This is a genomic window from Pedobacter sp. V48 (genome assembly GCF_000523515.1).
Classification (GTDB): domain Bacteria; phylum Bacteroidota; class Bacteroidia; order Sphingobacteriales; family Sphingobacteriaceae; genus Pedobacter.
Window position 1 is genome coordinate 152062 of record NZ_AWRU01000033.1, and the last position, 24317, is coordinate 176378.

21 protein-coding genes and 4 pseudogenes are annotated in these 24317 nt (G+C 37.6%); 13 read left to right on the top strand and 12 right to left on the bottom strand.

Going from position 1 to position 24317, the window contains the following annotated elements:
• Positions 1 to 92: 92 nt before the first annotated feature.
• Positions 93 to 542, top strand: a complete 450-nt coding sequence (locus N824_RS25025) for an OmpA family protein (protein ID WP_306413932.1) — start codon at positions 93 to 95, stop codon at positions 540 to 542.
• A 78-nt stretch (positions 543 to 620) separates the two neighbouring features.
• Here the strand turns inward: N824_RS25025 and N824_RS25030 are convergent, their stop codons facing one another.
• Complete coding sequence (locus tag N824_RS25030; RefSeq protein WP_048907844.1) at positions 621 to 965, bottom strand: hypothetical protein; 345 nt, start codon at positions 963 to 965, stop codon at positions 621 to 623.
• A 134-nt stretch (positions 966 to 1099) separates the two neighbouring features.
• Here N824_RS25030 and N824_RS25035 point away from each other — a divergent pair, with 134 nt between their 5' ends.
• Positions 1100 to 2113, top strand: coding sequence for a Gfo/Idh/MocA family oxidoreductase (locus N824_RS25035; RefSeq protein ID WP_048907845.1), 1014 nt, complete (start codon positions 1100 to 1102; stop codon positions 2111 to 2113).
• A gap of 3 nt (positions 2114 to 2116) precedes the next feature.
• The gene (locus tag N824_RS25040; protein ID WP_048907846.1) at positions 2117 to 2896 is read left to right on the top strand and encodes a zinc-dependent peptidase; all 780 of its coding nucleotides are present in this window, start codon (positions 2117 to 2119) and stop codon (positions 2894 to 2896) included.
• Here the strand turns inward: N824_RS25040 and N824_RS25045 are convergent.
• On the bottom strand, positions 2891 to 3880 hold the full coding sequence (locus tag N824_RS25045; protein ID WP_048907847.1) for an alpha/beta fold hydrolase: 990 nt from the start codon (positions 3878 to 3880) through the stop codon (positions 2891 to 2893). The genes N824_RS25040 and N824_RS25045 overlap by 6 nt on opposite strands.
• Before the next feature lie 88 nt (positions 3881 to 3968).
• Here N824_RS25045 and hutH point away from each other — a divergent pair, with 88 nt between their 5' ends.
• Positions 3969 to 5459, top strand: coding sequence for a histidine ammonia-lyase (gene hutH, locus N824_RS25050; RefSeq protein ID WP_048907848.1), 1491 nt, complete (start codon positions 3969 to 3971; stop codon positions 5457 to 5459).
• Positions 5460 to 5525: 66 nt separating this feature from the next.
• Here hutH and N824_RS35275 read toward each other — a convergent pair.
• The 4 genes and pseudogenes from N824_RS35275 to N824_RS39340 all read right to left on the bottom strand — a co-directional run.
• A pseudogene (locus tag N824_RS35275) lies at positions 5526 to 7046 on the bottom strand (TonB-dependent receptor domain-containing protein).
• Positions 6929 to 7849 (bottom strand): annotated as a pseudogene (locus N824_RS35280) (TonB-dependent receptor plug domain-containing protein). The pseudogenes N824_RS35275 and N824_RS35280 overlap by 118 nt, the downstream one beginning before the upstream one ends.
• 122 nt (positions 7850 to 7971) lie before the next feature.
• Entirely contained in the window at positions 7972 to 8316 is a 345-nt protein-coding gene (locus N824_RS25060; RefSeq protein ID WP_152542456.1) for a hypothetical protein, read from the bottom strand.
• 116 nt (positions 8317 to 8432) lie between these two features.
• A pseudogene (locus N824_RS39340) lies at positions 8433 to 8615 on the bottom strand (zinc ribbon domain-containing protein); the annotation flags it as partial.
• A 187-nt stretch (positions 8616 to 8802) separates the two neighbouring features.
• Here N824_RS39340 and N824_RS36365 point away from each other — a divergent pair.
• From N824_RS36365 to N824_RS25085, 6 genes are all read left to right on the top strand, one after another.
• Positions 8803 to 9552, top strand: coding sequence for a hypothetical protein (locus tag N824_RS36365; RefSeq protein ID WP_200869937.1), 750 nt, complete (start codon positions 8803 to 8805; stop codon positions 9550 to 9552).
• Positions 9510 to 10457 carry a urocanate hydratase gene (gene hutU, locus N824_RS36370; protein ID WP_200869938.1) on the top strand — a complete coding sequence of 316 codons (948 nt, stop codon included), beginning with the start codon at positions 9510 to 9512 and terminating at the stop codon, positions 10455 to 10457. The genes N824_RS36365 and hutU overlap by 43 nt, the downstream gene beginning before the upstream one ends.
• A 111-nt stretch (positions 10458 to 10568) precedes the next feature.
• Complete coding sequence (locus N824_RS25070) at positions 10569 to 11222, top strand: TetR family transcriptional regulator C-terminal domain-containing protein (protein ID WP_048907850.1); 654 nt, start codon at positions 10569 to 10571, stop codon at positions 11220 to 11222.
• Between the two features lie 6 nt (positions 11223 to 11228).
• Complete coding sequence (locus tag N824_RS25075; RefSeq protein ID WP_048907851.1) at positions 11229 to 12530, top strand: AarF/ABC1/UbiB kinase family protein; 1302 nt, start codon at positions 11229 to 11231, stop codon at positions 12528 to 12530.
• 183 nt (positions 12531 to 12713) lie between these two features.
• Positions 12714 to 13142 carry a response regulator transcription factor gene (locus N824_RS25080; protein ID WP_235207291.1) on the top strand — a complete coding sequence of 143 codons (429 nt, stop codon included), beginning with the start codon at positions 12714 to 12716 and terminating at the stop codon, positions 13140 to 13142.
• Between the two features lie 20 nt (positions 13143 to 13162).
• Positions 13163 to 13639, top strand: coding sequence for a nuclear transport factor 2 family protein (locus tag N824_RS25085; RefSeq protein WP_048907853.1), 477 nt, complete (start codon positions 13163 to 13165; stop codon positions 13637 to 13639).
• Here the strand turns inward: N824_RS25085 and hisS are convergent.
• From hisS to pdhA, 3 genes and pseudogenes are all read right to left on the bottom strand, one after another.
• A complete protein-coding gene (gene hisS / locus N824_RS25090) occupies positions 13632 to 15020 on the bottom strand; it encodes a histidine--tRNA ligase (protein WP_048907854.1) in 1389 nt (462 codons plus the stop codon). The genes N824_RS25085 and hisS overlap by 8 nt on opposite strands.
• Before the next feature lie 96 nt (positions 15021 to 15116).
• Complete coding sequence (locus tag N824_RS25095; RefSeq protein WP_048907855.1) at positions 15117 to 16766, bottom strand: pyruvate dehydrogenase complex dihydrolipoamide acetyltransferase; 1650 nt, start codon at positions 16764 to 16766, stop codon at positions 15117 to 15119.
• Positions 16767 to 16795: 29 nt separating this feature from the next.
• Positions 16796 to 17792 (bottom strand): annotated as a pseudogene (pdhA, locus tag N824_RS25100) (pyruvate dehydrogenase (acetyl-transferring) E1 component subunit alpha).
• Positions 17793 to 18161: 369 nt separating this feature from the next.
• Between pdhA and N824_RS25105 the strand changes: the two are divergent.
• Positions 18162 to 18581 carry a C40 family peptidase gene (locus tag N824_RS25105; RefSeq protein ID WP_373419296.1) on the top strand — a complete coding sequence of 140 codons (420 nt, stop codon included), beginning with the start codon at positions 18162 to 18164 and terminating at the stop codon, positions 18579 to 18581.
• A 69-nt stretch (positions 18582 to 18650) separates the two neighbouring features.
• Positions 18651 to 19766 (top strand): CapA family protein, encoded by a 1116-nt coding sequence (locus N824_RS25110; protein ID WP_048907857.1) that lies wholly within the window; start codon positions 18651 to 18653, stop codon positions 19764 to 19766.
• On the opposite strand, the gene N824_RS25115 is transcribed toward N824_RS25110, so the two are convergent.
• Positions 19763 to 20020, bottom strand: a complete 258-nt coding sequence (locus N824_RS25115; protein ID WP_235207292.1) for a hypothetical protein — start codon at positions 20018 to 20020, stop codon at positions 19763 to 19765. The genes N824_RS25110 and N824_RS25115 overlap by 4 nt on opposite strands.
• Positions 20021 to 20042: 22 nt before the next feature.
• On the opposite strand from N824_RS25115, the gene N824_RS25120 reads away from it, so the two are divergent.
• The gene (locus N824_RS25120; protein ID WP_048907858.1) at positions 20043 to 20975 is read left to right on the top strand and encodes an SPFH domain-containing protein; all 933 of its coding nucleotides are present in this window, start codon (positions 20043 to 20045) and stop codon (positions 20973 to 20975) included.
• A gap of 268 nt (positions 20976 to 21243) precedes the next feature.
• Here the strand turns inward: N824_RS25120 and N824_RS25125 are convergent, their stop codons facing one another.
• Entirely contained in the window at positions 21244 to 23433 is a 2190-nt protein-coding gene (locus tag N824_RS25125) for a carboxy terminal-processing peptidase (RefSeq protein WP_048907859.1), read from the bottom strand.
• Between the two features lie 162 nt (positions 23434 to 23595).
• A complete protein-coding gene (locus N824_RS25130) occupies positions 23596 to 24300 on the bottom strand; it encodes a lipopolysaccharide assembly protein LapB (RefSeq protein WP_048907860.1) in 705 nt (234 codons plus the stop codon).
• Between the last annotated feature and the right edge of the window lie 17 nt (positions 24301 to 24317).

Genomic DNA, 24317 nt, shown 5'->3' on the forward strand with positions numbered 1-24317 from the left:
CTATTATCGGTAAAAAAGCGGGTAATACAGCGGTAGGTGCTATTATTGGTGCTGCAGTTGGTGGTACTGCCGGTGGATTTATTGGTAAAAGGATGGATAAACAAGCTGCTGAAATACAGAATGCTATCCCGAATGCTGAAGTTATCCGTGAGGGTGAAGGTATTATCGTTAAGTTTGATAGTGGTATTCTTTTTGGTTTTGACAAATCAGATTTAACTGCTCAGGCTAAAACAAATATTAAATCATTAGCTGGGTCAATAAATCAATATCCTGGAACTGACATTAAAGTTATTGGTCATACTGACAACAAGGGTACTGAAACCTATAACATGGCATTATCTGAAAGAAGAGCAGCAGCTGTTAAAGCGTATGCAGTTTCTCAAGGTGTTCCATCATCACGCTTAATCACTTTAGGTAAAGGTTTTTCTGAACCAATTGCTGACAATGCGACTGAAGAAGGAAGAGCTGCTAACCGTAGAGTTGAGGTTGTTATCGTTGCTAACGATCAATTGAAAAAAGAAGCTCAACAACAAGGCAAATAAGAACATTTACATCTACCTATAAAATAAAAACCCGTCGTACTATGTACTTCGGGTTTTTTACTTTTTATGATATTCTTCCTATTGGTAGATATCTTCAAAATAATGTATAGCAAGGGATTTAAGAAGTAATTCCTGCTCCATCATTGCAAACGAAGGAACCGGCTTTACAAGTTTCCAATGAGGCCATCCGTCCTGGTCCAATCCTTCTAACTCGTAGAATCCCATTTCACTTAATAAACGACAGGTTGCAATATGCATTAGCTCCTCTTTTTGACGTTTACTATATTTCCCAGGACCTTTTCCTAACTCTTGAACACCAATCAAAAACAGTATAACTTTTAGATCAGGTACATCAGAATCAAATTCCTGTGCTATCTTTTGTTGCAAAATTTTCCATTTCGCATGTATTTCTGCAGGTTTCATATTACAAAGATACAATTAGACATGAAGCTTTATTACAATAATATTAAGCGTTTAGTAAAGTGATTTCTTATTTTTAGCACAATGTTACGGAGGTTATAATAGCTTCGAAGAATTAAAAGGAAATTTATATTAAAATGGAAAAAAAAATTATAACAGGCTTAATGGCCTACGGAATGTCTGGAAAGGTATTTCATGCCCCTTTTGTTGATGCACACCCAGGTTTTAAATTACATGCTGTAACTGAACGCAACCAAAAACAAGCCGCGGATGATTATCCGGGTGTAATTAGTTATAATACAATAGACGATTTAATAGCTGATGAGGCTATTGAACTTATCATTATAAACACGCCGAATTATACTCATTTTGACTATGCGACCAAATCGCTAAGTGCTGGAAAGCATATCTTAGTCGAGAAACCATTCACTGCCACATCTACAGAAGCAAAAGAACTTTTTGAATTGGCCGATCGTATGGGTAAAAAAATATTTTTCTACCAAAATAGAAGATGGGATAGCGATTATACAGCTGTACGTGAAGTAATAGAAAGCGGAAAATTAGGAAAACTGAACGAAGTTCACTTCCGTTACGACAGATACAGATTAGCGATTGGGCCTAAGACCTTTAAAGAGGAACCTATAGCAGCAAGTGGATTGATGTATGATCTGGGACCTCATTTATTAGATCAGGCGATTAGTATATTCGGGAAACCCGAGACATTCCATAAAATTTTAGGTAAAAACCGTAAGGATACTAAAGTTGATGATTACTTTTCTATCCATTTAGGCTATCCAAATAGTGTGAATGTTTTTGTTCATTCTAATTTATTATTAGTTGATGCATTACCTGCTTTCGTTTTACATGGAGAAAAAGGTTCTTTACATAAAGAAAGAACCGATATTCAAGAAGAACAACTGTTAAAAAGAATGAAGCTTTCTGACGCTTCCTATGGAATTGAACCTGAAGGAAAAGAAGGCAAATTGACATTAATTGATGAGCAAGGAAATAAAACGGTACACGCAGTACCTTCTTTAAGAGGAAGCTACCTGTCATTATTCGAGGCGGTTTATCAGAGTGTTGTTAATGATGTTCCCTATCCAGTTACTCAAGACCAGGTGATTACCCAATTAGAAATTCTGGAAGCATAATAAATGGAAGGTTTATTTATTCTTATCCCAATATTACTTCTGGTAGTTTATTTTATACTTAGAAAAGATAACCGCCATAATTATGTAAACTTAAGCGAGGGAGATAAACAGTTGCTATTTAAAAACGTAAGCTATTATCAGCAACTGGAAGTGGATGATAAACCCAGATTTGAACAGAAACTTTCCGAGTTTTTAAGCTATGTCCGAATTGAAGGTGTTGGAACAGACATCACCGTTTTAGATAAAATTTTAATTGCTTCGAGTGCCATTATTCCGGTCTTTGGCTTTGATAACTGGAAGTATAATAATTTAAGCAGTGTAGTTTTATATCCAGACACCTTTAATACTGAATTTCAATACGAAGGTGAGGAAAGAAGGGTTATGGGTATGGTAGGTAATGGATTTATGAATGGGCAGATGATCTTATCGAGATCTGCCCTTCTTCAAGGTTTTTCAAATAGTGCAGATAAAGAGAACACTGCAATTCATGAGTTTGTTCATTTGCTGGACAAGTCTGACGGAGCAACCGATGGAGTACCTGAGCACTTATTGAAACACGAGTATACCATTCCATGGGTTAAAATGATCCATGAGGAGATACGGCGTATTGAAAATGGCAAATCAGATATTAATCCCTATGCCATAACCAATGAAGCAGAATTTTTTGCCGTAGTTTCAGAATATTTCTTTGAAAAGCCTGAACAGTTCAATGCAAAACATCCTGAACTATACGACACCTTATCTAAAATATTTTTACAGGATCCGGCAAAGAAAACATTATAGGCTACCCAATAGCGCTACATTAAATTCAGTAGATATTTCTATATGCGGGATATGCCCACAAGCTTCGAATTCGATAATTTTCGCACCTGGTATTTTAGCAGCAGTCTGTTTACCCAAAAGTTTGTATTGTCCGTATAACGCCTGTTGATCAGGACTAAGCAGTCCCTTCCCAACTATAGTCTTATCTTCCTTACCAATAAACAGTACTGTTGGCACCTTAATGTTATAGAATTCATAAACTACCGGCTGTTCATAAATCATCGTATATGTCATGGCTGCAACTTTTGCCCAACGTGGAAAATCACCACTATAGGTTACTCCCCCGGCAATCCGGACTAGTTCCTCATACTCCGCTTTCCAAACAGTAAAGTATGAACCTTGATAGTATTTTCTAATGCTTTCAGCGGTTGCCGTTAATTCCCTTTTATACTGCTCTTCTGTACTCGAATAAGGTATAAAACGACGATAATCTTCTAATCCAATAGGATTTTCAAGCAATAGCTTTTCAGTTTTTTCAGGATACATTAGTGCAAATCGGGTAGCCAGCATACCTCCCATTGAATGACCCAGAACACTAACTTTTGTAATACCTAAACCATCTAACAACTCTTTATTCCATTGGGCCATTTGATGAAAACTATAGTGGAGAAAGGCTTTTGACGACTTCCCAAATCCAATCTGATCAGGCACAATAACCCTAAATCCTCTGCTTGTTAGTGCTTTTATAACATTTGTCCAGTAATATCCTCCAAAGTTTTTACCATGAAACAACACCACAGTTCTTCCGTTTGTAAGTTGGGTTGGAGGGATATCCATATAAGCCATGCGAAGGTCTTGCCCCTCTGTATTAACGGCAAAATATTTTACAGGATAAGCATATTTAACATTTTCTAAGTTGATGGAAATCGTATCGGTTTTTTGAGCAAATACTGAAGTTGCTGCACAGAATAAAAGAAAGAAGGATAAGGAGATTGTTTTTAACATAGGTTAGTTTTAAAATGAAACAATAATAAGGTAGTGAAAGTTCTAAACTTAAGCATTATTTATAATTTTGCTAAAATATAAACAAAGAATGAGCATTCATTATTTAGGTCAGGAAAGGTTATGCCTTGCCCAGATCACAAAAGTCATCGCCGAAAAGCAAACCATCGAACTATCTGACAGTGCTATTGAAAGAATTGAAAAGTGCAGAAAGTATTTGGACGATAAACTAAATCACAATGACGCTCCGATATATGGAATAAATACGGGTTTTGGATACTTACAAAATGTAAAAATCGAGGCCGAAATGCTATGTCAATTACAGCATAACCTACTTCTATCTCATGCATGTGGTACGGGAGAAGAAGTTCCTGCAGCAATTGTAAGGCTAATGCTTTTACTGAAAATACAATCGCTCAGTTATGGACATTCTGCAATAGCGTTAACTACAGTTCAAAGACTTATCTCCTTTTACAATAACGACATTCTACCTGTAATCTATACCCAGGGATCTTTAGGTGCATCTGGAGATTTAGCTCCTCTGGCACATCTTGCTTTACCACTAATAGGTGAAGGTAGTGTAATTTATAAAGGAGAAAAGACTGCTACCGCCGATTTGTACCTTACATTAGGTTGGCAGCCACTTGTTCTACAATCGAAAGAAGGGTTAGCGCTAATAAATGGCACTCAATTTATGAGTGCCTATGGGATTTACTGCATTTCTAAAGCACAACATCTTGCAAAGTGGGCGGATGCCATAGCTGCCATTTCAATTGATAGTTTTGATTGCAGAATAGATCCGTTTGATGACCTTAGTCACCTTATAAGACCTCATGTAGGCCAGCTTCAAACTGCTGCTAGTATTAGCAATTGGTTAAAAGGGAGTGAGTTGATTAAACAGGCCGGTAAACAAACGCAAGATCCTTATTCGTTTAGGTGTGTACCCCAGGTCCATGGAGCAAGTAAAGACAGCATCAATTATATACAATCTGTTTTTGAAACGGAGATTAACTCAGTAACAGACAATCCGAATGTCTTTCCAGATGAGGACAGAATCATTTCTGCCGGCAATTTCCATGGGCAACCATTGGCCTTAACGCTGGATTTTATGTGTCTTGCTTTAGCAGAGTTTGGATCAATCTCCGAAAGAAGAACTTTTCAATTGATCTCCGGACAAAGAGGTTTACCCCCTTTTTTGGTTAAAAATGCAGGGTTAAATTCAGGGCTGATGATAACGCAATATACTGCGGCCTCCATTGCCAGCGAGAACAAGCAACTATGCACACCCGCATCCGTAGATAGCATTGTCTCTAGCAACGGGCAGGAGGATCATGTGAGCATGGGCGCAAATGCAGCCACTAAATGCTTGAGGGTTGTAAATAACTTAGAAAGAATTCTGGCAATTGAGCTGTTAACCGCTGCGCAGGCTTTAGAATTTAGAAGACCTCTTAGAACGTCTCCTGAACTGGAGAAGTTGATTTTTGCTTTCAGACAAGAAATTCCGGCCCATGAAAATGACAGGTTACTTTCCGTAGAAATACAAAAATCGGTACAGTTTCTAAGTGTATATAAGGGAGTATGATAACTTAAAAATAAGAGAGGGGCAAATATCAAAATTAGCCCCTCTCTTATTTTCTTCATCAATGTGTTACTTTTTTAAAGTAAACGGGATGTTCACCCCAAAAGTGACATTTCGCCCCTGATTATAAATACCAAGAGTTGGGTCTTCATCACTTAACCTTCCGGGCTTGAATCGACTTAAATGATCATAATAAGCTTTGTCCAGCAAGTTTTTACCTGCAATATAAATCGTAATCTCTTGAGTTTTACTCAACTTAACGGTTGTTCCAATTGCTGCATTTAGAAGCGTATAGCCAGATGAGGGCTGTTCGAAACTGTCAATTTTACTCTGTTTAAAGAAATTATCAATACCAACAGAAAGATAAGAATGCTCGGTGCCATTTATTTTTGGCTCAAAGCGCAATTCATTGCGTAAAGTTGCCGCAGGAATAAAGGGCAAAGATTCCTTGGTAGTGCGATTGGTGGCTCTTGTAAAGGAGAATCCATTCTCTAAGTGAATAAAACTTACTGGATGTAACGTTAAGGAGGCCTCGATACCTCTTAAAAAGGCATTATCTTGAACAAAGTTGTAGACTGGGAAATTTCTGCCATCCACTTCTTTCGACTCCCCGCTGGTATTATAATAGATATAATCATTGATATAATTTGCAAAACCACCTAAACTGGCACTTAGATATTTGTTCTCATAATCAAAAGATGCATCAAACTGATAACTCTGCTCCGGCTTAAGGTTTGGGTTACCTACCTCATAACGAAATACGCCTTCATGTACGCCATTAGATGATAACTCTGCAATATTTGGTGCTCTAAAAGCGCTTCCGGCATTTGCCTTAAAACTTAATGCATCATTAAATTCATGGGTATAGCCAAGGGCGCCGGTAATGTGTGAAAACTTATTGCTAAATGCACTAAAATCTACATCATCAGTATGAAAATCTTTGCCGGTCATTTTTCTATAATCAAACCTGGCACCAATGTTAAAAGTGTTTTTGTCCCATGTTTTCTTAACAAAAGCAAACCCTCCAAATGCCTGACTATCAAAATCTGGGATTAGCTGCTCCTGCCCCCCTGTATTTAAGCTATGAATGAATTCGCCTGAAACACCTACTACAGGAGCCCAGCCATTCACTTCATTGAAAGAGTATTTTAAATCATAGCTGTAGGTATAACTATTTAAAAACAAAGCAGGATCCTCCTCTGCCGCCTCCAGTTCTCTTCTTAAATTATGCTGATAGCCCAAAGTTGCTTTTAGACTACCTTCACCTAATAAAATATTACTGTTTAAGGCAACTTTATAATGACGGACATCTTGTTTTGGAAATGCTAGCGTCCTGTCTTTATTCTGCTCATCTGTAAATGGAGCTCCATCTTCGTTTACAAGTTGCCCATCTTCATTTCGCGCTGGCTCATAGAACCCAATATTAGTGCGGAAGCTCGATGCATCTAAATGCGCATAACCCCATCTTTTATTTAACCCGATCTGCCCTTCAAAGTTAGATTCATTGAATCCTGAGTTGGGAACATATTCTGTTGGGGTTTGATAAGAATAAGYMYYYWYMYMMGNRCYTCNWTGNMTCTMWMWWYRAATCCGTTTTCGTTACCTTGAAGCATTAGCGAGCTACCTGTCAAACCATTGTTTGTGGCATAATTTGTTAAAAACTCTCCTTTTATGGTTCCTTCTGGAGCCGGTAGCGCATCAAGGATATTAATAACCCCGCCTAAAGCGTCAGATCCATACATTAAACTTGCCGGGCCCTTTAACACTTCAACCCTGTCTGCACTGTATTGATCAATTTCAATTCCGTGCTCATCTCCCCATTGTTGCCCTTGTTGCTTAACACCATTATTTAGCGTAACTACTCTATTGTAGCTTAAGCCACGGATAACAGGTTTTGATATTCCGGCGCCAGTTGTGATTTGAGATATGCCTGGTGTACGGGATATGGCATCTATTAAGTTGGTTGAAGGACGATACAGTAAATCGGCCTTGCTTACCGTTGCTATAGAAGTGCTGTTTTTTTTGTTATCGGAACTATTTGCCGACCCTGTTATAACTACTTCCCTCCCCTCGATTACGCTTGATTTTAACGCAAATTCCATCGACCCTACATTCTTAAAGTCGACAGTTTGGGTTATTGTTTGATAACCGACGTATCTAATCTGTACAAGGAAGCTCCCGCGGGCGGGCACATTCTTTAAGGTAAATTCACCCGATTCATTTGTCATTACAGAAACCCGAAGGTCTGGAATTAAAATCGATGCCCCTGGTAACGGTTGCTGGGTTTCAGCATCCACTACTTTACCTTTCAATTCTATTAGTTCAGCAGCAAAACCAGTTGCAGAGAAAAAAGTATATAGTAGTACAACTATTAAAAATTGTATCTTTTTCATGAATATAATTATATGATTACAAACCTCCCTGAATGCTCAAGTCGGCTTCAATTGAGTGTATAAATCATGATACACTGCACAAAATTCATGCAGCGTCATCACAAGCAATAAATTAAAGAATGCTAAGCTATCGGAGGTCCTCTTAACCCTAAACGGATTAAGTCAGCATAAGAATTGCTGATTGCCTCTACAGGCTTTAAACCAGATTTGCTAACCTGATATAAAGTGTAATGAGAATGGGTAGTGATGTAATCTTTTTCGAAATGAGCCGCACATATTAAACAAGTGTCGGCATGCTTACGCACGTGAAATTGATGTTTACAGGTCTCTCCATTTTTTGCACATTGCGTCTCTTCCTCATGATGGCTATGAAGAATGCTAAATGGCGTAAGTGCAATGGAAAAGACCATTAACAAAACGATCGAGATAGCTTTATTGATATGTAAAATCTTTTCTTTCAATTTCAAAAACCAAACTTAACCAATTCTATATAATTATATACATTTGTCTGGTAACATTGCCTTTATATGACTGCTATTGTAAACTACCCAACCAGACTTGGTGATGGATTGGGCTTTAGACATCAATAATGTACAGTACAACTATACATATCGCATCTTTCGGGCAGATTTACAGCAACCCCAAGCAAAGCAATGTTTTGAGCGGCATTAAAATCCGCATCTATCACAGCCACTTTGCAATTTGTATTTGTACACTTAAAAACCCTATTGGTTCTTTTACCAATGTATCTACAGCAATTATAGGTTTGCGGAGTGTATCCAGATTATTTTCAATACCAATTTCACAATACTAATGTACGGACTTAATTAAATAACTAAAAACAATAGCTATATTGACTAAAAAAAATAGTAATATTTTAATTTTAAAATTAGGGGGTAGCTGCTTTCCCCCCACCCACGCTTAGGCGATGAGTGGGTTTCCGCAGCCTTTTTATGAATTTAAATCTTGATCTCAGTAAAAAAAATACACCAACCGGCACTACATTAACCTGCAAAGGATGGGTACAGGAAGCCGCATTGCGAATGTTATTGAATAACCTTGACCCTGAGGTTGCAGAGCGTCCGGAAGAGCTTATTGTTTACGGTGGTCGAGGCAAAGCAGCAAGAAATAAAGAAGCCTTGGCATTAATCATTAAGGCATTACAAAACCTGGAAGATACAGAGACATTGTTAATACAATCGGGCAAACCAGTAGGAATATTACCAACACATAAAGACGCGCCAAGGATACTGATATCGAACTCCCAACTAGTACCAAAATGGGCTACCCAACAGCACTTTGACGAACTGGAAGATAAGGGCTTGATGATGTATGGTCAAATGACAGCAGGTTCATGGATTTACATAGGTTCGCAGGGCATAGTACAGGGTACTTATGAAACTTATTCGGCGTTGGCAAAAAAACACTTTGACAGTAATTTAAAAAATACTTTAAATGTTACGGCTGGACTTGGGGGTATGGGTGGTGCCCAACCACTCGCAATAACGATGAACAAAGGTGTATGCCTGGCAGCTGAGGTCGAAGAATGGCGCATTCAAAAAAGACTAGAAACACGTTACATCGACGAAATTGAACACGACATAGACRCKRCRMTYKWCMGAKCNTTGNNCRMTACAAACAAGAAGGTAAAGCATTATCCATCGGCGTTGTTTGTAACGCAGTTGAACTATTACAGCGATTGATAGATAGAAATATTACACCTGATACTTTAACTGATCAGACTTCGGCACACGATCCTTTAATTGGATATTTTCCAGAAGGATTGAGTGTTTCGGAAGCCAATGCTTTGCGTACTGCAAATCCTGAAAAGTATGTAGAACGCTCTTATGCTACAATGGCTAAGCATGTGCGGCAAATGCTGGAATTACAGAAAAGAGGAGCTATCACATTTGATTATGGCAACAACCTGCGTGGACGCGCACTGGAGGTGGGTGTTAAAAATGCATTTGACTTTCCTGGTTTCGTTCCAGCTTATATTCGCCCACTTTTTTGTGAGGGCAAAGGCCCTTTCAGATGGGCAGCATTAAGCGGGGATCCACAAGACATTTACGAAACAGACAAATTGATCCTTGAATTATTTCCTGAAAACGAGAGTTTAAAACAATGGATTAACATGGCTCAGGAACGCATTGCATTCCAGGGTTTACCTGCACGGATTTGCTGGCTTGGACAGGGAGAACGAGAAAAAGCCGGCGTGGCATTTAATAAATTAGTGGCCGAAGGAAAGGTAAAGGCCCCAATTGTAATCGGTAGAGATCATTTAGATACAGGCTCTGTTGCTTCGCCAAACCGGGAAACCGAAGCAATGCTGGATGGTTCAGATGCTGTGGCAGACTGGCCTATTCTTAACGCACTAATTAATACCGCTGGAGGAGCAAGCTGGGTTTCACTTCATCATGGTGGTGGAGTTGGAATTGGGTATTCTATACATGCTGGAATGGTGATAGTTGCTGATGGTACTGCCGATGCTGAAGCGCGAATTAAACGTGTGCTACATAATGATCCGGCATTGGGGGTTATACGGCATGCTGATGCTGGCTATGATATTGCAAAGGACACCTTAAGAAAACACCGTTTAGGCCTGTAACATTTAACCCAATTCAACTTTTTATTACAAAACGATGATAGAATAATTCAATAACTTTAAATGGTTTTTGAAACATGCTAACTACTTAAACGTTATATAAATAAAAAGGAAATGGCAACTGCTCAGCAAATTCGAAATGGTTACATCGATTACGTTTTAATGAACGATGAGAAACCTAAATCAGTTTATAGTTTTGTTAAAAAACTAAAGATATCTGAGTCCGATTTTTATGAGTTTTACGCTTCTTTTGAAAGCATAGAAAAGATCATATGGGTAGAATTAATAGTGGAAACCATTGATACTTTACAGCAACAGGAGATTTGGAACGAGTATTCATCCAGAGATAAAATCCTTGCTTTTTTTTATAGCTATGTTGAAGTACTCAAAAAGCAAAGAAGTTTTGTGATTTATAGCCTTAAAACAGCTAAAGACAGATTCTCGACCCCAGATGCACTTTCTGGAGTAAAACCAATATTTGAACATTTTGCAGAAGAAATCTTGAACGAAGGTCTGGAAACAGGAGAACTGGCTGAAAGAAAATTTTTTAGCAAAAGGTATAAAGATGCGCTTTGGATTCAATTTGCCTTTATAGTAAAATTCTGGATGAATGATGACAGCGCCGGGTTTGAAAAAACAGACGAAGCAATAGAAAAAGGTATAAATGTAACTTTTGACCTATTTCAAAGATCACCTATAGACAATCTATTGGAGTATGGCAAGTTTCTTTCAAGGAACGGGCATTTTAAAGAGAAGATGAGATTCTAAGATCAGATGAAAGAGCAAAGCAGTATCCCCGTAACTAAAACGCAGAGGTCGGCCAAATTTGTAAAAACAGGATTTCAGATAGGCGGCAACTATATCAAACACTACTCTAAAAAGCTATTTAATCCAGAGCTTACTAAAGATGAGTTAAATGAAGACAATGCTACAGATATTTATAAATCACTTAGTGAACTAAAAGGAAGTGCACTAAAGATTGCTCAAATGTTAAGCATGGATAAAAATATCCTCCCTAAATCTTATATTGATAAGTTTACCCAATCACAATATAATGCTCCCCCACTATCAGGGCCACTTATTGTAAGAACTTTTACCAAAAGCTTTGGGAAAACTCCAGAAAAGATCTACGACAAATTTAATCTCAGATCAACCAATGCCGCATCAATTGGCCAGGTTCATACGGCTGAATTAAACGGGAAAAAACTTGCAGTGAAAATTCAATACCCAGGTGTTGGCGATAGCATCTCTTCTGATCTTAAAATGGTAAAACCTTTTGCATTCCGCTTATTAGGTATGAGCGAGAAAGAATTAAATATTTACATTAAAGAAGTTGAAGAACGTTTATTAGAGGAAACTGATTATGAACTGGAAGTAAAACGTTCTATCGAGTTTTCTGAAGCCTGTAAAAATCTGACCAATGTTGTTTTCCCAACTTATTACCCGGAACTGTCGGGAAAGAAAATAATCTCGATGGATTGGATAGATGGTCATCATCTAAAAGAATTTTTAAAGACAAAACCTTCACAGGAATTACGAAATAAAATTGGTCAGGCCCTTTGGGATTTCTATAACTTCCAGCAACACGAATTAAGAGCAGTTCATGCTGACCCTCATCCCGGAAATTTTTTGATCACTCCGGAAGAAAAACTAGGGGTTATCGATTTTGGTTGTATAAAGGAAATGCCCGATGACTTCTATTACCCTTTTTTCTCACTCATATCCACTGATGTGATTAAAGATAAAGCTAAGACAATTGAAGCATTTCGAAAACTAGAAATGATTCATAAGGAAGATAATGCTGAACAGATCGAATTCTATTATCATGCTTATCGTGAAATGATTGAACTATTCGCGAGGCCATATACAAGCGAAGTATTTAATTTTGACAATCCGGATTTTTTTGCGCAGCTATATTCCTATGGTGAAAAGATTTCTAAGATGGCCGAGTTCAAACAAGCAAGGGGCGTTAAGCATTTTATTTATGTAAACCGGACAAATTTTGGCCTGTATGCCATTTTACAAGAGCTTAAAGCGATTGTAAATACAACTACATACAAACCTCATTTGAAATAAGAAAGGGCATAGTCGCCACAACCACACCCATTCTAACCTAAAACTCTATTCTTGGACTTTAATAATGTAAAAAGGTTCAAAGAAACTCCCAGATTATTTTAACGTTGCAACAGTAACCATTAGGCATACTATTGCAATAATTTGTTCAAATTTCTCAAATAAACAATAAACAAATCATTCTACTTGAATATATTTGTACTACTAAATATCTCTATTTTGGCAAAAGGCTCTACAATTTACAAAAACATACTTGTTATTGAGGATAATCATGCTATCCTTGATGTGATCACCTTGATTTTACAGAGTGAAGCATATAATGTAACAGGCCTTAACAAGAGCGCAGATATGATGTTTCATATTGAGCAGCTTAAACCGGATTTACTTATTCTTGATATCATGTTGCCTGATGGAGACGGCCGCGAATTGCTAAAAACACTTAGGTCTGATGCAACCACGGATCAAATCCCTGTATTGATGATATCTGCGAGATATACTGCCCAAAATGTTGAACATGGTGAATACAAGCCAAATGGTTTTCTTGCTAAGCCATTTGACATTGATGATCTTTTGGACAAAATAGAAGGCATTTTGGCCGGTAAAACTTACATCTAAACCAGATAAACGCTGCTGTTATGACTCAAAATGAAGAATTGATCCGCCACTTTTATATTAGCTTTCAAAATAAAGATATAAAGGCAATGCAAGATTGCTATGCCGATAGTGCTACCTTTAGCGATCCTGTATTTACTAATTTAAATGCAAAACAGGTACGTTCTATGTGGGCTATGCTTATCAAAAGCGGCAAGGATATGCGAATTGAGTTTAAAAATATTTCGGGAAATGAGCAGGTGGTAAGCGCCGAATGGGATGCATATTATACTTTTTCCGCGACAGGAAACATGGTAGTTAATAGAATTAAAGCCTCCTTTCTAATAGAGAACGGAAAAATAACAAAGCATACCGATCATTTCAATTTTTACATTTGGGCTAAACAAGCCCTTGGATTTACAGGGCTTTTATTAGGATGGACAACCTTTTTAAGAAATAAGATCAGCACTAAAGCAAAAGGAAATTTGGAGACCTTTATGGCTTCCTCAAAGACTAATTAACTTTTAACAGTTCAACAATAGCAGCAATAGTTAACTTCTCTTGCTGTCCGCTTTTCATGTTTTTCAATGTTAAGACATCATTGTTCATTTCTTCACTTCCGATGAGTATTACGTAAGGAATATGTTTATCGTCAGCATAGCTCATCTGCTTTTTAAGCTTCGCAGAAGACGGATATAGTTCCGCAGCAATATTTGCCTCACGCAGTTGCTGTAAGATCGGTAGCGCATATCTTTCGGCTTCTTTATCAAAGTTACTGATCAGAACCTTTGTGCCGGCAGCTGCAGATTCAGGGAAAAGATTCAGTTCCTGTAATACATCATAAATTCTATCCGCACCAAAAGATACCCCAACTCCGGTTAAGCCCTTTAAACCAAACATACCAGTTAGATCGTCATATCTTCCACCACCACCAATGCTACCCATGGCAACCTCATTGGTTTTCACTTCAAATATGCAACCTGTATAATAATTTAATCCTCTTGCCAGCGTAATATCTAATTCAACATTCGGATTCATAGATGAGTCTGATTTAAGCATTGAATTTACATAATCAAACACCGCCTCTATTTCCTCAACACCTTTAAGTCCTGTTGCTGAAATGGACAATACTGTTTTTAAACTATCCAGTTTTTGCTCGTTAGTACCTTCTAGCAAAATAACCGGCTTTAATCTTTCTATATCTACCTCAGTAAACCCACGCTCCAATAGCTCTTTAATGACACCCTCTAAACCAATCTTATCAAGTTTATCAATAGCAACAGTCATATCTATAATTAGTTCAGGTTTGCCTACAACTTCAGCAATTCCTGATAATATCTTACGGTTATTGATTTTTATAGTAAAGTCCTTTAATCCAAGGTTGCTCAATGCTTCCTGATAGATCAGTATAAACTCAGCCTCATTCAATAAGCTATCAGATCCAACAACATCCACATCGCACTGATAAAACTCTCTGTAGCGTCCTTTCTGTGGTCTGTCGGCACGCCATACAGGCTGTACCTGGAATCGTTTAAAAGGAAGAGAAATATCATTCAGGTGCATAACAACATAGCGTGCAAAAGGCACCGTTAAATCGTAACGCAATGCTTTTTCGCTAATCGATGAGATAATGGCATTTGAATTTGCCTGCGAAAGCACTTCTGGCTTTACCTTAGAAAGGAAATCACCGCTGTTTAAAATTTTAAATATAAGCTTATCACCCTCATCACCATATTTACCGGTTAAGGTTGCTAGATTTTCCATTGAGGGAGTTTGTATTTCCGCATATCCATATTTTCTAAACACCGTTTTAATGGTATCAAAAATATAGTTACGTTTTACCATTTCCTGTGGAGAAAAATCTCTGGTTCCTTTAGCTAAAGAGGGTTTGATATTCGACATGAGCGCAAAAGTACAAAAAGTAACAAGCATAAAAAAGCTTGCCTGTATTATACACAGGCAAGCTCAATATTTAAATCTCTTTGAAGAGAATTCTGATTAAACTAATAACCTAACAGGTTCTTCCATTAATGCTTTAAATGTTTGCAGGAATGCAGCACCCGTAGCGCCATCAACCGTACGGTGGTCACAACTCAATGTAACTTTCATTATATTTCCTGGAACAACCGCACCATTTTTAACAACTGGCACTTGGGAGATTCCGCCTATAGCAAGAATACAAGAATCCGGAGTATTGATGATAGCAGTAAATTCATCGATACCAAACATACCCAAGTTTGAAACAGTGAAAGTTGAACCTTCCCAATCAGCAGGCTGTAATTTTTTAGCTTTCGCACGTTGTGCGAAATCCTTAACCTCAGCAGAGATACGGGACAATGATTTTCCATCAGCAAACCGTACTACAGGAACCAATAATCCATCTTCAACAGCGATAGCTACACCTATGTTTACATGCTCGTTGTAACGAATTGCATCACCTCTCCAAGAAGAGTTCACATTTGGATGTTGTTTTAGAGCAACAGCTACTGCTTTTAGAACTAAATCATTGAATGATAATTTAACAGGAGAGAATTCATTCATCTTAGTACGTGCAGCAATAGCGGCGTCCATGTCGATAACCATGGTAAGGTAGAAATGCGGTGCAGTGAATAAGCTTTCGCTCAAACGTTTAGCAATTACCTTACGCATTTGAGAAACAGGTTTCTCAGTGAATTTCTCTTCACCTAAATATTGTGCAAGTACCGGTGCAGATTTTTCTGCAGGGGCACCTGATTCAGCAGCTTTGGCAGCAGGCTTAAAGTTTTCAATATCTTTTTTAATGATACGACCACCATCTGCACTGCCAGCAACCTGACTAAGGTCAATTCCTTTTTCCTGAGCAATTTTTTTCGCTAACGGTGATGCTTTTACTCGATCAGTGTTTCCTGAAGCAACAGGAGCTTCTTCTTTCTGAGCCACTGGTGAGGATTTCTCTTCAACTGGAGCATCAGATTTTTTATCGGCAGCAGGTTTTGCCGGCGCATCGCCCTGGCTAAGTATCCCACTAATGTCAGTTCCTTCCGGACCTACAATGGCAATAATTCCATTTACTTTAGCCGCTTGTCCTTTTTCAACACCAATATGTAATAACGTTCCTTCAGCATAACCCATCACTTCCATAGTAGCCTTATCGGTTTCTACGTCAGCAAGTATGTCATCATTTTTAACTTTATCGCCTACTTTTTTATGCCATTCAGCAATTACGCCTTCAGTCATAGTATCACTTAATAAAGGCATGCGAACAACCGTAACACCTTGTTTTTCTAAATCTGCATCAGTTACTGCAGGAGCCGAAGCAGCTTCTTTTTTCTCCTCAACAGGTTTATCTGATGATGATTTCTCTGTCGCAGGTTCTTCTTTAGCAGGTGTTGCACCGCCTTCGGCGTCAAGAGCAGCTTTATAATCTTCACCCTCTTTACCAACTACAGCAATTATAGCATCAACAGGAACAGCTTTACCTTCTTCTACACCAATGTACAATACGGTACCATCCCAATATGATTCTAAATCCATGGTTGCCTTATCGGTTTCCACTTCGGCCATAACATCGCCGCTTTTAACTTTATCGCCAACTTTTTTATGCCACTTAGCCATAACACCTTCTGTCATGGTATCGCTCATTTTGGGCATTCTAACTATTTCAGCCATTCTATATATCTATTGAAATGCGTTCTAAATTAATCTTGTACGTATGGGTAGTCTTGTTGCACATAAACATCAGTATATAATTCTGATGCCTCAGGCCAAGGAGACTCTTCAGCAAATTTCACAGATTCATCAACAATCTGTTTTACTTTATTTTCAATTTCTTCAATCCATGCCTGATCAGCATATTTCTCTTTAAGAATCGCTTCTCTTACTGTTTCAATAGGATCTTTAGCTTTATACTCTTCTAATTCATCTTTAGTACGATATTTAGCAGGGTCAGACATAGAGTGTCCACGATAACGGTAAGTTCTCATCTCTAAGAAAGTCGGTCCCTCGCCATTTCTTGCACGTTGAGCAGCTTCATCCATTGCGTTGTGAACTGCAACAGGATCCATTCCGTCAACTGGGGCACATGGCATATCGAAACCTAATCCTATTTTATAAATATCAACCATGTTGGTGGTACGCTCAACTGAGGTACCCATTGCATAACCGTTGTTTTCACAAACAAATATTACAGGTAATTTCCAAAGCATCGCCATATTGAAAGCTTCATTTAAAGCTCCCTGACGAACGGCTCCATCACCCATATAGCAAACATTTACATTTTTAGTGCCTTTATATTTTTCAKMANAWCGSAAKASCKKCKCCAAGAGGGATTTGTCCGCCCACAATACCATGGCCACCATAAAAATTAAATTCCTTACTAAACATGTGCATAGAACCACCTTTGCCTTTTGAGCAACCTGTAGCTTTACCATACATTTCGGCCATAATGCTATTTGCACTTACGCCTTTTGCCAATGCATGAGCATGATCACGATAAGCAGTTATCATGGAATCTTCCGGCTGCAATGCAGAAATTGCTCCTGCAACAACGGCCTCCTGGCCAATATATAAATGACAAAATCCACGGATTTTCTGTTGTCCGTATAGTTGTCCAGTTTTTTCTTCGAACTTGCGCATCAGCAACATCGACTCAAACCACTTCAGATAGGTATCTTTATTAATTTCTACTGCACTCATTGTTGGGTGTTGATTTTTATTTACGAGAGCAAATCTACTTCTTTATTGCAACATATCGAAGAAAATGATGTAAAATGCACACTAAGGTTACAAAAAATGTTAATAACTTTTGATATTAGGTCCATGACATTTGGATAACATTTGTAAAATACATATGTTTGCCATCCAAACAATAAGCCCTAGTGGTGTACGTTTAAGTGTAAGTGCCTTTTACCCAAACTTAACAGTATAACATGATAAAAAAGTTTTTGTTGTCTTCCCTGATTGTATTGTGCAGCCTTTSGGCCNMWMRRCGCACAAACAAAAACAAAAGAAACTAATAAATTAGAGGATCCCGATAATTTAGCTTCGCAGTATTTTTCGCAAGTGATGGGTGTTGCTGTTGATGCAACTTCTAATATTAAACTCTACAAATTCATTTACGAATGGATTGGCACTCCTTACAGATTTGGAGGAAACACGAGTAAAGGGATTGATTGTTCCGCTTTTACAAAAGCTATTTACGATAAAGTTTTCAACACTACCATATTAAGAAATTCAAGAGATATTTTCAGCATGGTTGATCCATTGCCAAAAGATGAACTAAAAGAAGGTGATCTTGTATTTTTTAAAATAAAAAGCAGAACCATTACGCATATCGGCATCTATTTGGGAGATAATCGCTTTGCTCATGCTTCATCAACACGCGGTGTCGTAATCAGTAATTTAAATGAACCTTATTACTCAAGATATTTCTATAAAGGCGGAAGAATAATAGATGCCGTAAAGAATGATCTGATCGAGGAATAAATTCTATTTGGACAAAAACGCATTTAAGTCTTCCTGATACTTTAGGAAGACTTTTTTTATAAAATAAAAATGAGACTTCTAAGCGTAAGCCTTTTAAATATCATACTCAGCTTAATCTTGTTAAGTTGCACTACCACAGCATCAACTACTACTGAAGTTTCACAGAGTCAAAATATCCTCCAAAAGGATACTGCAGCTTTTAAAAAAGACACCATTTCTATAATTGGTGTTGGCGACATCATGCTCGGATCCGCCTATCCTGATAAATCTAATTTACCAAAGGGAGACGCTATAAAGAGCTTTAAAAATGTCGATACCTTTTTAAAAGGAGATATCGTTTTCGGAAATCTTGAAGGATGTTTTCTGAACAGTGGTAAATCGACAAAATGTAAAGACACTACCGGAAATAGTTGTTTCGCATTTAGAATGCCAGAAAGATATGCCGGAATTATAAAAAATGCGGGCTTCAATTTATTAAGTATTGCTAATAATCATGTTGGCGATTTTGGCTTTAAGGGCAGGAAAAGAACCGCCGAGATTCTTGATTCACTAAACATACATTACGCAGGCTTGCAGTCGCATCCCTCAGTAATTTTCGAAAAAGACAGCATCAAATACGCTTTTTGTGCATTTGCACCCAATGAAAACACGGTCTCTATCAATAAACTTGATAGTGCAAAATCGCTCGTTTCAAGATTAAAAGCACAGGTTGACATTGTTATTGTTTCCTTTCATGGTGGTGGTGAAGGAGCCAAATTTGAACATGTTCCCAGAACCGATGAAATATTTTATGAAGAGAACAGAGGGAATGTATATGCGTTTGCTCATGGTGTGATAGATGCAGGAGCAGATGTAGTCCTTGGCCATGGCCCACATGTTACAAGGGCAGTCGAAGTGTATAAAAATAAGTTCATTGCATATAGTCTTGGTAACTTCTGTACTTATGGAATGTTTAGTCTTAAAGGACCTAATGGATTTGCTCCATTATTACAACTAAAAATCAACTCAAACGGCGATTTTATTCTTGCAGACATCATTTCCGTAAAACAAGATAAGATCAACAATTTAACTATAGACACCCATTACACTGCCTTTAAAAAGATTCAGTGGTTAACCAATACTGACTTCCCCGAACATCAGTTAAGTTTCTCTGCAAATGGACGCATTGAATTAAGAAAGAACTAAGCTTCGTCTTTTGTATTCTTTATTAAGCCTATACCAGACACGAAGAATATAATACCAATAACGGCAACTACGATCAATTCCCTGGTCTGAATGCTATGTTGAACATATCCGTACCCAGCATAAATAAGCGCTATTATTCCCAAAACAGTTAAGATGGTTCCAAAAGTTCGTTTAACATTCATAAGGTAAATTTTAGTTACATTAGTTACTAATACAATATCTGTGCCCGATTGTTCGTACCTTGACTTATTCATTATTCTAATTAATTATAACGCTATGGAATACACTTTTTACATTATCCTTTTTATCGCAGCTGTGATATTAATCAGTTCATTTGTAACGGTTAAACAAGGCACAATTGCAGTAGTAACTATTTTCGGAAAATACAGAAGATTATTAAGCCCGGGATTAAGCTTAAAAATACCCCTTATTGAAAATATTCACTCCAGAATTTCAATACAAAACAGATCTGTGGAGCTTTCTTTCCAGGCCGTAACACAAGATCAGGCCAATGTATACTTTAAGGCCATGTTGCTATACTCTGTAATTAATCATGACGAGGAAACGATTAAAAACGTTGCCTTCAAATTCGTAGATTCTACGAACTTAATGCAAGCTCTAATTCGTACTATTGAGGGCTCTATAAGGGCATACGTTGCCACCCAAAAGCAAGCAAATGTGCTTGCACAGAGAAATGAAATTGTTGATCATGTTAAACATCAGATAGATCAGGTACTAGAAAGCTGGGGCTATCACTTACAAGATCTACAGCTTAACGACATTACATTCGATGAAGAAATTATGCGCTCCATGAGTCGCGTTGTGGCCTCAAACAACTTAAAAGCTGCCGCCGAAAACGAAGGTCAGGCTTTATTAATTACAAAAACCAAAGGTGCTGAGGCAGACGGTAATGCTATTAAAATTGCTGCTGCTGCAGAACGTGAGGCTGCCCAGCTTAGAGGTCAGGGTATTGCGCTGTTTCGTGCAGAAGTTGCGCATGGTATGACCAAAGCTGCCCAAGAAATGGAAGAGGCTAATCTTGATATCTCAGTTATTCTTTTTACTATGTGGACAGAATCCATTAAACAATTTGCCGAGAACAGTGAAGGCAATGTTATTTTCCTTGATGGATCTACTGAAGGCATGAATCGAACAATGAAAGAAATGATGGCCATGCAAATGCAAAAAGCCTCTGACAATAAGAAATAGATATCGGAGGATGGTCTAAAAAAAGCCTGATCAAATCTGGAGGGCACTGAAAAAGGAGCTCGAAAATATATGAGATAAATAAAGTTATGAAATAACTGAATTTGACGTCCTTAGATTAGCCACAGGAAATTTCAGCTAGAAAAACTTCTTACAATTTAAAGAAAATGGGGTAATTCATGATTTATGAACTACCCCATTTTTGTAAAGGACTTTTTCAGTGCCCTCCAGATTTGATCAGGCTTTTTTTTGTAAAATTATTAATAATCTTTTACTGGAATTCTTTTACTGTTTTAACGACACTCTTATCTTTAGGATTCGCTGACTTCATAAAATCAAGCATTACTTTTAAGCTCTCTTCTTCAACAAAATCAAAGCTTTCTTCCTTAGCAATTTTTGCGCCTTTCTTTATTGGAGCAAGACCTCTTTCTGCCCTCAACAGATTTGTTTTTTCCAGTGATTTAGCTTCAAGACTGTCGCGCTCTGCTTTAAGTTTGCTTTCGTTTAAAGTTATCGAAACCTCTTTTTCTCTTTTCTTCATGTCGGCAATATCCTGGTTAAGGATTTTGTAATCTAAAGACTTAGCCATTCGTTCCTGATGAAGCTTGATCAATTCAGGTTTAATTGGGTTAAGGTCTGCAACTGCTATAAAATTAGATTTCTTCACTTCATCCCAAGGCAATGCCGATTTTTCAGTATCTTCTCCAATTTTGTCCATTGGGTATAAAGAAGGGAATACTATATCAGGCATTACACCTTTATGTTGTGTACTGCTACCAGTTACACGATAGAATTTAGCCATTGTTAAATTGATCTGACCCAATTGAGGTGGTGCAACTCCATCTTTACCTGCAGCTCCGCCCGCTACATTTTTACCTACTAAAGCAGCAAGTCTTTGCAGGATCGACGGATTTACAAGCTGATTCATGTCAATCGAAGATTGTACGGTTCCCTTACCGTAAGTCTGGGTTCCCATAATAATTCCCCGTCCATAATCTTGAATTGCGCCCGCAAAAATCTCCGAAGCAGAGGCACTCAATCTATCAACCATTACACCAAAAGGCCCCTCCCAAATTGCACCTGCATTTGTATCCTCATTAACTTCAATCCCTCCTTTAAGGTCTTTAACCTGCACAACAGGCCCTTTATCAATAAATAAACCCGTAAGATCAATAGCTTCTACCAGAGAGCCTCCACCGTTGGCCCTTAAATCCATTACTATTGCATCAACCTTATCGCGATTTTTAAGGGTATCAATTAATAATCGTACATCACGGGTTGTACTTTTATAGTTCGGATCTCCAGCTCTTGCAGCTTTGAAATCTGCATAAAATGCCGGAACCGTAATGATACCAATCTTATATGGCTGGCCGTTAGATTGTATTGTTTTCACTTTTTTCTTAGCAGATTGTTCTTCCATCACAATCTTTTCTCTAAGCAACTCAACGATTACTGGTTTCGAAGAAAGTTCCATTCCTACAGGAATTATTTTCAATCTAACTTTAGTTCCCTTAGGGCCCTTAATTTTTGCGACAGAGTTTTCTATTCTCCAGCCAATGATATCTTCAAATTCTGCATTCCCTTGTGCTACACCTACAATTCTATCTCCTGCACTTAGCAGTTTGCTTTTAAAAGCCGGCCCTCCAGGAATGATCTCTGAAATTTTAAGCACTTCATTTTCCAATTGTAATCTTGCGCCTATACCTTCAAATGAGCGAGCCATATCTTCATTAAAGGCCTGTGCGTTGGCTGGATTAAAGTAATTAGTATGCGGATCTATTGTCTCCGTAAAGGCATCCATAATGGTCTGGAATATATCCTGATTATTAACTTTAGATGCCTGCGACTTTAAATTCTGATACCTCTTGGTTAAGGTCTCAACATTTTTAGCTTCGGTTGTACCTGCGATTCTTAGGTTCACAAGCTCATATTTTACTTTCTTTTTCCAGATATCGTTCAAAGCGGTTGAAGATGCTGCCCATGGCATTTTTTCCCGATCAAAAGTATAAGTATCATTTTGATTGAAATCGTACTTAGCTTTTATCTGATTTAGAGAATATGCCAACCATTCGTTATATCTTTTCAGGTATACATTGAAGATATAAAAAGGTGCATTTAGATTTCCACTTCTAAAATCATCATCCAAAGAAAATCTAAATTTTTCAAACTCTTTTATGTCTGATGATAAGAAGTAATACTTATAAGGATCCAAATCCTTTATGTATTTATCCAAAATCAAAGAAGATATTGAATCATTTACTTTTATTTTCTTGTAATTCCAGTTTTCAATGAGCGTAACTATTTCTTTGCATACCAGTGCTTGTTTTTCATCGGGCACAATATTACTTACACCCTGAACCATTTGCTGAGGTTGCGGTGATGCATGACATGCGAGTACAGCGGCGGTAAAGGTTACCAATAATATTCTTTTCAACATCTCTTTTACTAATTTAAAATCCATTTTATAATTACACACTAATATGATACCAATTTCATAAATAAACAGAAAAGAGACAGTAATAATACTGTCTCTTTTCTGTAAACTTACGAAAGTTCTGGAAATACTATTAAAAAAACTAAACTAAAAACACCTTCAAATACAGAAGATTACAATTATGTATTTTTATTTCTTTTTTGATGATTTCTTTGCAGGTTTTGCTGCTGCTAGTGCAGGGAGCATAGATCTTGCCTCTTTAATCTGATTTTTGAATTCATTGGTATTTGCTGATTTTGCTAAAAGCTCAGCCCTATTAATATCTTTAGTTGCTAAAGCATATTCTTTTTTTCTGATTTTTACATTTGCAGCACCCAAAACAGACTCTATATAAGCCGAACTATTCCCTATTTGCTTTGCCAATATTCCTTGCTGGGTATAAAACCACAAAGATTGGGTAGGCTTATTCAACGCAAGGTAAATCCTACCCAACTGGCTATAAGATTCCATTTGCCCGTTTCGGCTTCCGATTTTTGAGTAATTTTTTAAGGCTACATTTAAAACAACTTGTTCTGCTTCACTAAAATGAGCCAACTGATAATGAACGTTACTTAATCTCATTAATGCTTCACCATAACGAGCAAATTGTTTAGCACTATTGTATTCAAAAGCTGCTTTCCCAAATAAGGTTACTGCTTCATTAAGTTCTCCATTTCGTTCATTTTTCTCGGCTTCAGCAAAGTATGTATCTCCTTCGTTCTCATCCAGATTGGAAACCACAATATTTATAGCCCCACTTCCCTGAGGGGGTTGCTGAGGCAGAAAATGACTGGTTTGGGTCATTGCTTGATTTGATATAATCAGAAAAATGATTGCTAACCAACTCTTGTTCATGCGGTAAAGATATAACA

Excerpts from the sequence above, each read along its gene's own strand:
- N824_RS25025 (WP_306413932.1), top strand. The coding sequence starts at position 93 with ATGGATAAACAAGCTGCTGAAATACAGAATGCTATCCCGAATGCTGAA.
- N824_RS25030 (WP_048907844.1), bottom strand. The coding sequence starts at position 965 with ATGAAACCTGCAGAAATACATGCGAAATGGAAAATTTTGCAACAAAAG.
- N824_RS25035 (WP_048907845.1), top strand. The coding sequence starts at position 1,100 with ATGGAAAAAAAAATTATAACAGGCTTAATGGCCTACGGAATGTCTGGA.
- N824_RS25040 (WP_048907846.1), top strand. The coding sequence starts at position 2,117 with ATGGAAGGTTTATTTATTCTTATCCCAATATTACTTCTGGTAGTTTAT.
- N824_RS25045 (WP_048907847.1), bottom strand. The coding sequence starts at position 3,880 with ATGTTAAAAACAATCTCCTTATCCTTCTTTCTTTTATTCTGTGCAGCA.
- hutH (WP_048907848.1), top strand. The coding sequence starts at position 3,969 with ATGAGCATTCATTATTTAGGTCAGGAAAGGTTATGCCTTGCCCAGATC.
- N824_RS25070 (WP_048907850.1), top strand. The coding sequence starts at position 10,569 with ATGGCAACTGCTCAGCAAATTCGAAATGGTTACATCGATTACGTTTTA.
- N824_RS25075 (WP_048907851.1), top strand. The coding sequence starts at position 11,229 with ATGAAAGAGCAAAGCAGTATCCCCGTAACTAAAACGCAGAGGTCGGCC.
- N824_RS25085 (WP_048907853.1), top strand. The coding sequence starts at position 13,163 with ATGACTCAAAATGAAGAATTGATCCGCCACTTTTATATTAGCTTTCAA.
- hisS (WP_048907854.1), bottom strand. The coding sequence starts at position 15,020 with ATGTCGAATATCAAACCCTCTTTAGCTAAAGGAACCAGAGATTTTTCT.
- N824_RS25095 (WP_048907855.1), bottom strand. The coding sequence starts at position 16,766 with ATGGCTGAAATAGTTAGAATGCCCAAAATGAGCGATACCATGACAGAA.
- N824_RS25105 (WP_373419296.1), top strand. The coding sequence starts at position 18,162 with ATGGGTGTTGCTGTTGATGCAACTTCTAATATTAAACTCTACAAATTC.
- N824_RS25110 (WP_048907857.1), top strand. The coding sequence starts at position 18,651 with ATGAGACTTCTAAGCGTAAGCCTTTTAAATATCATACTCAGCTTAATC.
- N824_RS25115 (WP_235207292.1), bottom strand. The coding sequence starts at position 20,020 with ATGAATAAGTCAAGGTACGAACAATCGGGCACAGATATTGTATTAGTA.
- N824_RS25120 (WP_048907858.1), top strand. The coding sequence starts at position 20,043 with ATGGAATACACTTTTTACATTATCCTTTTTATCGCAGCTGTGATATTA.
- N824_RS25125 (WP_048907859.1), bottom strand. The coding sequence starts at position 23,433 with ATGGATTTTAAATTAGTAAAAGAGATGTTGAAAAGAATATTATTGGTA.
- N824_RS25130 (WP_048907860.1), bottom strand. The coding sequence starts at position 24,300 with ATGAACAAGAGTTGGTTAGCAATCATTTTTCTGATTATATCAAATCAA.